Annotated in this window: 9 protein-coding genes; 1 reads left to right on the top strand and 8 read right to left on the bottom strand. The window is 70.6% G+C overall.

Going from position 1 to position 12,628, the window contains the following annotated elements; all coding sequences use genetic code 11:
- Positions 1–42: 42 nt before the first annotated feature.
- The 4 genes from OG588_RS30480 to OG588_RS30465 form a co-directional block, all read right to left on the bottom strand.
- On the bottom strand, positions 43–1,821 hold the full coding sequence (locus OG588_RS30480; RefSeq protein WP_405950049.1) for a GMC oxidoreductase: 1,779 nt from the start codon (positions 1,819–1,821) through the stop codon (positions 43–45).
- A 73-nt stretch (positions 1,822–1,894) separates the two neighbouring features.
- A complete protein-coding gene (locus tag OG588_RS30475; protein ID WP_405950048.1) occupies positions 1,895–3,526 on the bottom strand; it encodes a succinic semialdehyde dehydrogenase in 1,632 nt (543 codons plus the stop codon).
- A gap of 148 nt (positions 3,527–3,674) precedes the next feature.
- Positions 3,675–5,150, bottom strand: a complete 1,476-nt coding sequence (locus tag OG588_RS30470; protein WP_405950047.1) for a serine/threonine-protein kinase — start codon at positions 5,148–5,150, stop codon at positions 3,675–3,677.
- Between the two features lie 47 nt (positions 5,151–5,197).
- Positions 5,198–6,088, bottom strand: a complete 891-nt coding sequence (locus tag OG588_RS30465) for an MBL fold metallo-hydrolase (RefSeq protein ID WP_405950046.1) — start codon at positions 6,086–6,088, stop codon at positions 5,198–5,200.
- A gap of 103 nt (positions 6,089–6,191) precedes the next feature.
- On the opposite strand from OG588_RS30465, the gene OG588_RS30460 reads away from it, so the two are divergent.
- Entirely contained in the window at positions 6,192–7,091 is a 900-nt protein-coding gene (locus tag OG588_RS30460) for an AraC family transcriptional regulator (protein ID WP_398848745.1), read from the top strand.
- On the opposite strand, the gene OG588_RS30455 is transcribed toward OG588_RS30460, so the two are convergent.
- From OG588_RS30455 to OG588_RS30440, 4 genes are all read right to left on the bottom strand, one after another.
- A complete protein-coding gene (locus tag OG588_RS30455) occupies positions 7,092–7,403 on the bottom strand; it encodes a hypothetical protein (protein WP_405950045.1) in 312 nt (103 codons plus the stop codon).
- Between the two features lie 29 nt (positions 7,404–7,432).
- Positions 7,433–9,088 carry a serine/threonine-protein kinase gene (locus OG588_RS30450; protein ID WP_405950044.1) on the bottom strand — a complete coding sequence of 552 codons (1,656 nt, stop codon included), beginning with the start codon at positions 9,086–9,088 and terminating at the stop codon, positions 7,433–7,435.
- A gap of 92 nt (positions 9,089–9,180) precedes the next feature.
- Positions 9,181–10,851, bottom strand: coding sequence for a serine/threonine-protein kinase (locus OG588_RS30445; RefSeq protein WP_405950043.1), 1,671 nt, complete (start codon positions 10,849–10,851; stop codon positions 9,181–9,183).
- A gap of 29 nt (positions 10,852–10,880) precedes the next feature.
- On the bottom strand, positions 10,881–12,584 hold the full coding sequence (locus OG588_RS30440; protein ID WP_405953246.1) for a serine/threonine-protein kinase: 1,704 nt from the start codon (positions 12,582–12,584) through the stop codon (positions 10,881–10,883).
- Positions 12,585–12,628 lie beyond the last annotated feature (44 nt).

Genomic DNA, 12,628 nt, shown 5'->3' with positions numbered 1-12,628 from the left:
GGTCCTTCTGCTTGTACTGAAGCGTTGCTGTCGAATGCCTTGCTACGGCTTCGTCCGCACCGTCGGCATCCCCAGGAACGGCAGCTTCAGCGCGCCGAACGCGCCCTCGGGGACCGCCGGTTGACGCGGCTCCACCGGCTTCAGGCGTTCGTACGACAGCCCTTGCTCCGGGCGCGGGTCCGGCTCGCCCTTGTTGGGCCAGTACGACATCGCGCGCTCGGCCTGCGCCGTGATGGTGAGGGACGGGTTGACGCCGAGGTTCGCGGAGACCGCCGAGCCGTCGACGACCGAGATGCCGGCGTGGCCGTAGAGGCGGTGGTACGGGTCGATCACGCCGCTCTCGCGGGAGGCGCCGATGGGGCAGCCGCCGAGGAAGTGGGCGGTGAGCGGGGTGCCCATCAGTTCGCCGACGTTCGAGCCCGCGAATCCGTTGATCTCGGCCGCGATCGCCGCCGCGCCCTCCGAAGCCGCCCTGATCTGCTTGGGGTTGGGGGCGCCGTGTCCCTGACGGGCCGTCAACAGCCCTTTCCCCACGCCGTCCGGTTTCAGGTACGTCGTCAGGGAGTTGTCCAGCGACTGCATCACCAGGCCGATGATGGTCCGCTCCGACCAACGGCGGTTGGAGAGGGAGCGCAGGACGAGGAGAGGATGCCTGGCCGCGTTCGCGAGCCAGCCCAGCGCCCTCGACGAGCCCTCCGCGTACGGGACTTGGAGGATCGAGAGGCCGCCCATCGAGTTGGAACCCTTGCCGTAGCGGACCGGCTCGATGTGGGTGTTCTCGTCCGGGTGGATCGAGGACGTGATGGCGACTCCGCGCGTGAAGTCGACCTGCCGGGTGCCGGTCGCCTTGCGGTAACGGCGGCCGGTCGTCTGCGCGCCGACCAGCGCCTCCGAGTTGGTGCGGGTCAGCTCACCCAACTTCTCGGAGAGGTACGGCAGTTGGCCGCCCGCCTTCATACGGTGCAGGAGGGTCTGGGTGCCGTAGGTGCCGGCGGCGAGGACGACCCGGCGGGCTTTGAAGGTACGGCCCTTCGACGTGCGGCGCGCGTCGGTCGGCAGCGTGGCGATCGCGTAGCCGCCCTGCGAGTCGTCGGTGACCGACACGACCGTCGTCATCGGGTGGACCTTCGCGCCCGCCTTCTCGGCGAGGTAGAGGTAGTTCTCGTTCAGGGTGTTCTTGGCGCCGTGGCGGCAGCCCGTCATGCACTCGCCGCATTCGGTGCAGGCCTTGCGGGTCGGGCCCGCGCCGCCGAAGTACGGGTCGGCGGCCTGTTCGCCGGGGCGTGCCTTCGTGGTTCCCTCGGCGTCCTTGCCGTCGCCGAAGAAGACGCCGACGGGGGCCATGTGGAAGGTGTCGCCCACGCCCATTCGCTGGGCCGCGGCCTTCAGGTGTACGTCCGACGGGGTCATCGTCGGGTTGAGGCGTACGCCGAGCATGCGGCGGGCCTGGTCGTAGTACGGGGTCAACTCCTCTTCCCAGTCGGTGATTTCGCGCCACTGGGGGTCTTCGAAGAAGGGCTTCGGCGGGACGTAGAGGGTGTTGGCGTAGTTGAGGGAGCCGCCGCCTACGCCTGCGCCGGCGAGGACCATGACGTTGCCGAGGAGGTGGATGCGTTGGATGCCGTACATGTTGAGCTTGGGGGCCCAGAGGTAGTTCTTGAGGTCCCAGGAGTTTTTGGGGAGCGTCGACGGGGTGAAGCGGCGGCCTGCTTCCAACACGCCGACGTTGTAACCCTTTTCCGTGAGGCGTAGGGCGGTTACCGAGCCGCCGAAGCCTGATCCGACGACTAGGACGTCGTAGTCGTAGGTGTCCTGGGGCACGGGTTCTCCTCGTTGAGTTTCGCGTGCGGGTGGATCGTGGTTGCTCGCGCAGTTCCCCGCGCCCCTAGGTAACTCAGCGCAGCCGGAATGCCTTCATCGCCCGGAGACTCCTGCTCATGAACTGGGCGTACGCCTCGTCGGTCATTCCCAGCGAGGGAGCCATCGGCAACAGCCGCTGCTGCGCGACCGTTTGGGCCTCCGTGTACTTGAGGATGCCCTCGGAGCCGTGGCGGCGGCCGAGGCCGGAGTCCTTCATGCCGCCCATCGGGGACTGGACGCTGCCGTAGGCGGAGGCGTAGCCCTCGTTGACGTTGACCGTGCCGGTGCGGAGGCGGGCGGCGATCGCACGGCCCCGGCTGCCGTTCTTCGTCCAGACCGAGGAATTGAGGCCGTACGGCGTGGAGTTGGCCTCTTCCACCACCTCGTCGTCCGTCTTGAAGCGGTACACGGAGACGACCGGGCCGAAGGTCTCCTCGGCGCAGACGGTCATGGGGGCCTCGACGCCGTCGAGGATGGTGGGCTCGAAGAAGTACGGGCCGATGTCCGGGCGGGCGACGCCACCGGCCACCAGCTTGGCGCCCTTGGCGACCGCCTCGTCCACGTGTCGGGTGACCGACTCCAACTGCCGCTCCCCCGCCAGCGATCCCATGTCCGCGCCGTACGCCAGCGACGTGCCGAGGCGCATCGCCTTGGTGCGGGCGGCGAAGCGGTCCAGGAAGGTGTCGGCGATCGACTCGTGGACGTACAACCGCTCGATGGAGACGCAGAGTTGGCCGGCGGAGGAGAAGCAGGCGCGGACCGCGCCCGCCGCCGCCTTGTCGATGTCGGCGTCCTCCAGGACCACCATGGCGTTCTTGCCGCCGAGTTCGAGGGAGACGCCGATCAGGCGTGCGGCGGCGGCCTGCGCGACCTCGCGGCCGGTGCGGGTGGAGCCGGTGAAGGAGACGTAGTCGGCGTGCTTCACGACCTCGGGGCCGACGACCGGGCCCTCGCCGAGGACGACCTGGAAGACCTCGGCCGGCAGGCCCGCCTCGATGAGGAGGTCACGGGCCCACAGGGCGGTCAGGCAGGTCTCGGTGTCCGGCTTCATCACGACCGCGTTGCCCGCCGCGAAGGCCGGGAGGGCGTCGCCGACGGAGAGTTCGAACGGATAGTTCCAGGGGGCGATCTGCCCAACCACCCCGCGCGGATGCCGGAGTTCGGTGACCTTGGTGAGGGTCGGGACGGCGCCGGTGTGCCGCTTCGGCTTGAGGTAGGCGGGGGCCTTGCGGCCGTAGTGGCGGGCCGCGACGGCGACGGCCTGCACCTCCTCGTGCGCGTGCAGCCGCGCCTTGCCGGTCTCCAGCTGGATCAGGTCGAGGACCTCGGCCTGGCGGGCGAGGACGAGATCGTGGAAGCGGAGCAGCACGGCCGCGCGCTGCCGTACCGGCGTCTGCGCCCACAGCGCCTGCGCGGCGCGGGCCGCGTCGAAGGCCTTCGCCACGTCCTCGGGTGTGGACTCGGGCAGGTCGGCGAGCTTCTCACCGGTGAACGGCGAGTGGTTGGCGGTCCGGCCGGAGCCGACCACACCCTTCGTGAGCTGGGCGACCAGCTCCGGGGTGACCACATCGGCGGCGGTACGGGCGCCTGTGGGGACCGGCGCGAGGGGGTTCGTGCCGGTCGTCGTTTCCGTACCGGTCTTTTCCGGGGCCTGCGAGTCCGTCATGTGCGGCAGGGTATGCCGCGACGGGAGGTTTGGGTACCCGTCGGTAATCGGGATTCACCGAGCACACACACCGCGCCAGTGATCACTGGCAACGAATGTGCTGATCAGGGCGTTGTACGGGGATGATCACCGCAGGATCGCCACCGGATCACTTTTCCGGGAGGGTGAGCCGGGCACGGGCGCCCTTGAAGAGCGCGGTGCCCTTCTTCTCCGCCGGTGTGCCCTTGGGCATGTCCACGCGCAGCTCGTACATGCGCTGATCGGCGGTGCGGACGATCAGGGCCATCGCGCGGGTGGGGACGCCCGACTGTGCGTAGGTGGTGTCGGCGAGGACCGCGTCCTTGTTTCCGCGGAAGCCGGTGCGGGTGTACTGCGGGTTGGACGTGCCCCGGCCCAGGGTGTGCGCTTCGGCGAGGGGCGAGTCGGCGGCCTTGTCCCATTCGGTGAGGCGGACGCGGAGGGCGCCGGCGCCGTAGGTGACCGTGCGGCTGCCGGCTGCCGCCTGTGTCTCCAGAAGCTGGTACTGGGGCGGGAGGAAGAGGACCGCGCTCATACCGTCCCGCTGGTGGGCGGTCCAGGAGTCCGAGTCCTTGCCGAGGAATCTCTCCAGGACGGTGCCGAGGACGAGGCCTGCCAGGAGGAGTACCCCGAGGGTGAGAAGGGCGCGCCGGGGACGGGACTTGGGCCTGGGTTCGGGTTCGGGTTCCGGTACGGCGTCGCGGACGGTGGCCGCCTCTTCAGGCGCTTCGGGCTCCGTGTCCTGAACCGTGACCGCCGGCTCCGGTACGTCCTTCCCCGCGGCCACCGCCTCCAGTACCGCGCCGACCTCCTCCGCCCCCGGCCGTTCCTCCGGGTCCCGCGCCAACATCCGTACGACCAGCGGCCCGAGAGGCCCCGCCCGGGTCGGCTCGGGTGGTTCGCCGGCGAGGATCGCGCCGAGGGTGGACTCAACAGTCGTACGGCGAAAGGGAGATGCCCCTTCGACGGCCGCGTACAGCAGTACACCCAGGGACCACAGGTCGGAGGCCGGGCCGGTGCCGGTGCCCGACATGCGCTCGGGGGCGATGAACTCCAGGGAGCCCACGAACTCCCCGCTGACGGTGAGGAATTCCTCCCCCTGGATGTGCGCGATGCCGAAGTCGGTGAGGACGACGCGGTCATGTGGGCCCAGCAGGACGTTGGCGGGTTTCACGTCCCGGTGCACGATCCCCACGGCGTGCGCGGCGCTCAGGGCACCGAGGACGGCGCGGCCGATGCGCGCGGCGTCGGCGGGGGTGAGGGGGCCGCGCTTGAGCAGCTCGTGCAGGGACTCCCCGCGTACCAACTCCATGACGATCCACGGGAGTTCGTCCTCGATGACGACATCGTGGATGGCTACGGCGGAGGGATGGTCGACCCGGGCCGCGGCGCGGGCCTCGCGGTAGAGCCGGTGGGCGGCGCGCTGGAACTCCTCGTCCTCCGGGTCACCGGGCAACCGCGGTTGTTTCACGGCGACTTCGCGGTCCACGAGTTCGTCGTACGCCCGCCATACGGTGCCCATGCCGCCGGAGCCGATCCGTTCGAGCAGCCGGTAGCGACCGCCGACCAGACGTTTGTCGCGCACCTGTTCGCCGACTTCGCTCATGCACCATCAGTACCGTGCCGGGTACGGCCTTGTCGACGCGCGTCCTGCTACCCGAGCACGAGCCTGCCACCCTCCCGCCGAACCTCCGCGACACCGGTGCCGCCGAAGTGCGCCGGAATCACCAACTCCCGCTCATCAGCGGCCCGTTCGAGGACGCGCCGACGACTGTCCGCGGCCTGCCGGGGATCGAGACAGAAGCAGCTGCTGCACTCGGGATGCGGAATCTGGACCGGGCTGTGCAACAAGTCCCCTACGAACACCGCCCGTTCACCGCCGGAGGCGACCCGCAGGACGGACGACCCCGGGGTGTGCCCGGGCGCGGACTCCAACGTCAGCTGCTCGTCGACGCGGTACGTGCCGTCCCACAGGGTCGCCAGCCCGGCACGGTGCACGGGCGCGACGCTGTCCTCGTAGGTCAGGCGGTCGTCGGGTCGTACCGCACCGCCGAAGTTGTTCTCGGGCCCGAAGTGGAAGTCGTCGGCGGCGGGGAGGAGATACCGCGCGTTCGGAAACATCGGCGCCCAACTCCCGTCCACGTCATGGGTGTTCCAGCCGACGTGGTCACCGTGGATGTGCGTGTTGACGACGACGTCGACCTCCTCGGGCCGGACGCCGGCCCGCGCCAGCCGCCCCGGGAGGTCGCCCTGACTCATGTGGAACAGCGGATTTCCGGGCCGTTCCCGCCCGTTGCCGACCCCGGTGTCCACGAGCACGGTCCGCCCGGCGCTGCGCACCACCCACGTCTGGAGCGCCACCACCACGCGGTCGGTCTCGGGTTCCCAGTGGTCGGGCGCGAGCGTCTCGCGGAGGTCCTGCCAGACGCCGGGTGGCAGGTCCGGGACGAGGGTGCGGGCGGGGGCGTAGGGCTGCGCCCACTCGACGACTCGGACGACTTCGACGTCACCGATCATGAATTTCTCTACGTTGTCCTCGGTCATGGAAATCAGCGTAGAGAGCATCCAATGAGCGCTTCAATGCGCCGATGGCTCATCTGGATACGCAGACAACTCACCGCTGCTGTCCCTGGCGTAACCTGGCCGCATGGACGTGGTGAGCGACGCGATCTCCGCCGTACGGACCGGGCGGCCCTCCTCCAACCGGCTGCGCGTGGGCGGCAGTTGGTGCACGCGGCTCGCACCGTACGCGGGTGCCGGGTTCCATGTCGTGCTCGCGGGTGGCTGCTGGCTGGTGCCCGACACGGGCGGTGAACCGGTGACGCTGGGTGCGGGGGACGTCGTACTGCTGCCGCACGGTGCGGGACACGTGCTGGCGGACTCGCCCGGTGACACGGCGCGGGCGGTGCCGTTCGAGGAGATGCGGCGGCCGGCCGGGGGCGGGGACGGGCGCGAGGTCGAGTTGCTGTGCGGGAAGTACCGGCTGGACCGGAGCCGGACGCATCCGCTGATGGCGGAGCTGCCGGAGGTGGTCCATCTGCCGAACCGGGTCGGCCGCCATCCCGAACTCCGGTCCGCCGTCGACCTGTTGGCGAACGAGTTGGACGAACGGCGGCCGGGAGCCTGCCTGGCGCTGCCGAGCCTGCTCGACCTGCTGCTGATCTACATGGTGCGGGCGTGGATGTCCGAGGCGGAGACGGGCAGTTGGCCGTCGGTGCTGAGCGATCCGGTGACCACGGCCGCGCTACGGGCCCTGCACTCGGACCCGGCCGCCCCCTGGACCAACGACCGGCTGGCCGCGGCGGCGGGCGTGTCCCGGGCGACGCTGGCCCGCCGGTTCACCGCGCTGGTGGGGCGGGCACCGATGGCGTATCTGACGTGGTGGCGGCTGACGTTGGCGGCGACGCGGCTGCGCGACACGGACGCCTCGCTGGCGGTGGTGGCACGGGAGGCGGGGTACGGCAGCCCGTACGCCCTGTCGCACGCGTTCAGCCGGGAGTTCGGGGTGACGCCGGGGAAGTACCGGGTATCGGCGGGGAGTTCGTAACTATTCTCCCTCGCCGTCCGGACCGTCGTCGTACTCCTCCGCGAGCCGCAGCCCGAGATCGGACTCCCATTCCAGGGCCCAGCGCCGCAGTTCCGCGATCTCCGCCGCGTCGAGTCCCTGCGCCGCGAACTCCTCGTCGCTCACCCAGACGACACTCTCCAGGCGGTCCCGCAGCCCGAAGAGGTCGAAGTCCGTTCCGCCGTCGCGCAGGCCCAACTGCTCCAGTTCCACGGCGGAGTAGCGGTGGCGGGCGGTGTACACGTCGATCACATCGGCCGGCAGACCGCGGTCGCCGAGCGCGCGCACGCTCACGACCGCGACCTCGGCATCCGTACCACCGCTCACAACCTGTCGACGTCCAGGTTCGCGATCGCCGTCTTCGCCACCTCGCGGCCGCGGGCGGTGAAATCGCCGTCGCCGGGGTAACTGATCGTGAGGCGGTACATGTCGCCGACGGTGGTCTTGTAGTAGAGGATCTGCACCTCCCAGGGAAGGGCGTCCTGGGTGTCATCGGTGTCGTAGGCGATCGTGTTCATGGCTGCGGGCCTGCCCCGATAGGTACCGGTCGGCTTCGGTCTGGTCTTCCCGCCCTTCGCCATGTCGAGTTCGGAGCTGCCGCTCTCCTTGAAGTCTCCGTTGTCGTCGTACATCTGGGCGGCGGCCGAGTCCTTGATCTCGTGGAGGGCGTCCTCGGACTTCCGGTCGAGGAGCAGGCCGATCTGGATACTCCCGCTCAGGTCCGTGTACGTGACCCAGTGGCCCTTGTCGGTCTTCCGGTCGGGCACATCGCGCGTGTACTTGGCGGGAACCGCGAGCGTCGCCGCCACGTCCGTCTCGCGGTGCTTCTTCCAGTCGGACGGGAGCGTCCGCGATCCGGCGAACGGGTTCGCGATCAGCAGATACGACGCCGCCACCGCCACCGCGACGACCGCCGCACCGAGCCCGAACCACGTCTTGCGGCCCGGCCGAACTCCCCTTGCCGTACTGGGGCGTTCGACGTACCGCACCTCCTGTGTGGGCACCGGCGCCGGCGGGTTCGCCACCGATTCCAGCGCGGTGCGCACCTGGGCCGCGTTCGGGCGGCTCGCCGCGTCCTTGGCGAGGAGGGCGGTGATGAGGTCGGCGAGCGGGCCCGGTGCCGAAGTCGGCGGTGCGGGCGCGGAGTTGAGGACCGACTGGAGGGTGGCGGGGGTGTTGCTGCGGCGGAACGGCGAGACGCCCTCCGTCGCCGCGTACAGGACCACGCCGAGGGACCACAGGTCGGAGGCGGGGCCGGGGCGCTGGCCCAACACCCGTTCCGGCGCGATGTATTCGGGCGAGCCGACGAAGCCGCCGGTGTCGGTCAGATTCGTCTCGCCCTCGATCTGCGCGATGCCGAAGTCGGTCAGGACGACGCGGTCGTGCCGGCCCAACAGGACGTTGTCCGGCTTCACATCACGGTGCAGGACGCCCGCCGCGTGTGCCGCCTCCAGCGCGCCCAGCACCTGAAGGCCGATCCGGGCCGCGTCGCGCGCGTCAAGGGTGCCCTCCTGCAACGCGTCGCCCAGCGAGCGGCCGGTCACCAGCTCCATCACGATCCACGGCTGACCGTCGACGACGGCCACGTCATGCACGTTCACGACCGCCGGGTGGTCGAGCCGGGCCGCCGCGCGGGCCTCGCGACGCATCCGTTCGAAGGCGTTGGCGCGTTCGCGTTCGGGAAGGTGGTCCGGGACGCGCGGCTCCTTCACGGCGACCTCGCGGTCCACCGTCTCGTCCTTGGCCCGCCACACCGTGCCCATCCCGCCGTGCCCGAGCTTGCCGAGCAGCCGGTAGCGCCCGGCTATGAGGCGTCCGGTGCCGGGTTCCGGCGAGGGGGCGGGGGCGGGGGCGGCAGCCGCGTACGGGTTGTTCGGGTGCGGCACCGGCGTGGGCACGGCCAGCCGCGGGTTCGGCGGTTGCAGTGCGAAACTCGTCGGCTCGTCGGCTCCGTTTCGGGCTCCCCCGTTGCTGCTCATGCGTCCATCCATATCGCGCCAAGCGGCGCCGTAGCCACCTCTGGTGCTTTCCGGTCACAGAGCCGTGACGCGGGATGTCCCATATATCGGGTTCATGCCCGTGCGAACGTGTCGAGTGCGACGTCGAAGTACTCCTTCGCCTCCCGCACCTTCCCGACCGGCGCCGACACCCACACGTCGTACATCCGGCCGTTCTCCTCCCAGGCCATGTCGTAGGTGTGCCGGGGTCCTTCCGCCGTGCTGAAGCCGTTCCAGCTGAACTCCCACAGCGCGGCGGGGTGTCCGTAGTGCGTGGTGTCGGTGACCTTGCCGTCGTGGTAACCGGGGTTCGTGTCCGCCCCCTTGGCCGCCGAGCGCTTCATCACCGCGAGCGGGCCGCCCTGTTCGGGGTCGGACATCTTGATGCCGAGGCGGAAGGTCTCCCCCGGCGACATGTAGAAGATGCGCTCGCCCTGCGGTACCCGCACGAAGTCCTCCGGTACGGCGAGGGAGAAGCCGTCGGGATCGTGGGCGATGCGGTAACCGGAGGGCGCGGTGGGGGTGTTGGGCGTGGCCGAGGGTGTGGGTGTGGGTGTGGGTGTTGGTGTTGGTGTGGAGGACGGTGACCGCGTACCGGCACTCGTGGAGGTCAACGGCGCCGAACTCACCGGCCCGGCGGCACCCCCGTCCCCGTCCCCCCGTATCAACAGCGCCGCCGCCGACACCCCGGCCCCCGCCATCGCCGCGACCAGCAACGCGGTGACGAGCACACCGCGCCTGGTACGCCGGGGCGACTGCTGCTCGGCCGTGGCGGAGGGCGCGGGGGCGGGCGGCATCGCCGGAGTGGTCAACTGCCCTCGAGGTACGTCCCGTTGGGTCGGCGTGTAGCCCGGCGTCGGGTGTGCCGTACGGCCGGACGACGTGGCGCTCGGTGTCCGCCCGGTGTCCAGGAAGGCCCGCAGCATCCGCTCCGCCTCCGCCGCCTCCAGCCGCCGTTCCGGATCGCGTTCGAGCAGTCCTCGTACGACGGGCAGCAGCGGCCGGACCTGCTCGGGCGGGCGGAACTCGTCGAAGACGACCGCGTGCAGGATGCCGCCCAACGAGTCGCGCCGGAACGGCGATTCACCGCTCAGGATCGTGCACAGCAGCGCGCCCAGCGACCACAGGTCGGACGCGGGACCGGTCCGCAGGCCCGACATGCGCTCCGGCGCGGTGTACTCGGGCGAGCCGACGAACGCACCGCTCTCGGTGAGCGTCGTAGCGCCCACGACCTGCGCGATACCGAAGTCGGTCAGCACGACCCGGTCGGCTTCGGCCTCGTCGGAGGCGGTCCCCAGCAGCACGTTCGCCGGTTTGATGTCCCGGTGCAGGACGCCCGCCGCATGCGCCGTGCGCAACGCGCCGAGCAGGGCGATCCCGATCCGCGCGCCCTCGGCGGCGTCGAGCGGGCCACGGGTGGAGATCAGGTCGGCGAGCGAACCGCCGTCGAGCAACTCCATGACGATGTACGGCTGTTCGTCCTGCTCGACGACATCGTGCACGACGATGACGTGCGGGTGGCGCAGTTGCGCGACCGCCCGTGCCTCGCGCAGCGTACGGTCGCGCTGCCGACGGGCCTCCTCCTCGGAGAGGGTGTCGTCCTGGGCGATCTCCTTGACGGCGACCTGGCGGCCCAGCAGTTGGTCGGTCGCCCGCCACACGACGCCCATGCCACCGCGCCCGAGCCGCTTCTCCAGTCGGTAACGCCCGGCGATCACCCGGACGTTGTCCCCCTCGGTCCCCATGCGCACCATCATGACGCAACCGGAAGCGGTCAGCCCGAGTTGGGGCTCCAGCTCTGCAGGACCGACTTGAACTGCGCGCTGGTCTCGGCCCAGTCGGCGGCCGGGGACGACATGTAGATCGCGAACTCGACGCCGTCACGGGACATGTACGTCTCCTCGATGGCCCGCCGCGGCCCCGGGTAGGGGGTGTCCTTCGCCTGCGCGGTCCAGGTGTAGTCCCAGAGGGAGCCCGGACGGTCGCGGTAGGTGTTCTCCTGCAGGGTCACCCGCTTGTAGTCGACCAGGCGTTGGAGCTGCACCTCCAGGTCCAGTTGGTGGTCGTACGCGGTGGGGAAGTCCGGTGAGGTGTCGAGGGCGATGCGGACGAAGTGCTCGCCGTTGTCGGGCGTGTAGTCGACCTGCTTGATGCTGCCGTCGTCGCTGACGCCGTAGACCTTCCGCTTCCAGCCCTTGGGGAGGGAGATGTCGAAGCCCCAAGGGTCGTGGTGCACCTCCCAGTTGGCGGGAACGGAACCCTGCACCGGGGACGCCGTGGCGTCGACCCCGCTGGGGCTCGGACTCTGCGAGACGCCGGAGCCCGGGCTGGTGCCGCTCTCGTCGCGGTCCTGGTTCCACTTCTGCAGCCCCAGCGCCGTACCGCCGCCGACGAGCGCGGCGAGGACGACCACCAGGACGACCGAACGGAACCGGCGGCGCTTCGGCCGGGCGGGCGGGACCGCCGTACCGCCGACGAGCGGCGTGTGGTGGGTGGTCGGCCCGGTCGCCGACGGGTACGGCGTCGCACCCCCGGTCGCCGACCCGTACGGATTCACACCCGAACCGGAACCGGAGCCCGAACCCGGACTGAAGTTCTCCGCCAACCCGCCCTGCCGCGAGCCCACTTGCTGGGTCGGCAGCCACTCCTCCGCCGCCCGCGGCCGCCGCCCCTCGGCCGCCTCCGCGAGCATCTGCTCGGCTTGGTCGGCGTCGGGCCGTAGCGCGGGGTCCTTGTTCAGCAGTGCGGCGATGACGGGGGCGAGCGCACCGGCGTTCCGCGGCTCGCCGGCCTCCTCCTCGACGACGGCCTGCATGGTGGACAGCGGCGAGGTGCGGCGGAACGGAGAGCGGCCCTCGACCGCCGTGAAGAGCGTGGCGCCCAGCGCCCACAGGTCGGAGGACGGTCCGGGGTCGGCGCCGCGGACGCGCTCGGGGGCGAGGTAGTCGACGGAGCCTACGACCTCTCCCGTGCGCGTGATGGTGCTGTCGCCCTCGATCTGCGCGATGCCGAAGTCGGTGAGCAGCACCCGCCCGTCCTGCCCGAGCAGCACGTTGCCGGGCTTGACGTCACGGTGCAGGACACCGGCGGCGTGCGCTGCGCGCAGGGCGCGCAGCACCCATATGCCGATGCGCGCGGCCTCGGCCGGCTCGATCCGGCCCTGCTCCTTGACCTCGTCGGCAAGGGAGTTGCCCTCGACCAGCTCCATGACGATCCATGGGCGGCCGTCGTGTTCGAGTACGTCGTGCACGGTGACGACGGCCGAGTGGTTGATCCGCGCGGCGGCGCGCGCCTCGGCGCGGGTGCGCGCCAGCAGCCTCGGCTGGTCGCTCTCGGACACATAGAGCGCGGCCGTCAACTCCTTGATGGCGACGGCCCGGTGCAACACCTCGTCGTGCGCACGCCACACCCGGCCCATGCCGCCGCTGCCGATCGACTCGGCCAGCCGATAGCGCCCCGCGAGGAGCAGGCCCTGCATCTGATTCACGTTTCCCCGCAATGCTCTTGACAGGCTCAGCGTAA

This window comes from Streptomyces prunicolor, assembly GCF_045162825.1.
GTDB lineage: Bacteria > Actinomycetota > Actinomycetes > Streptomycetales > Streptomycetaceae > Streptomyces > Streptomyces prunicolor.
This window is presented reverse-complemented; position numbering and strand designations above follow the sequence as displayed.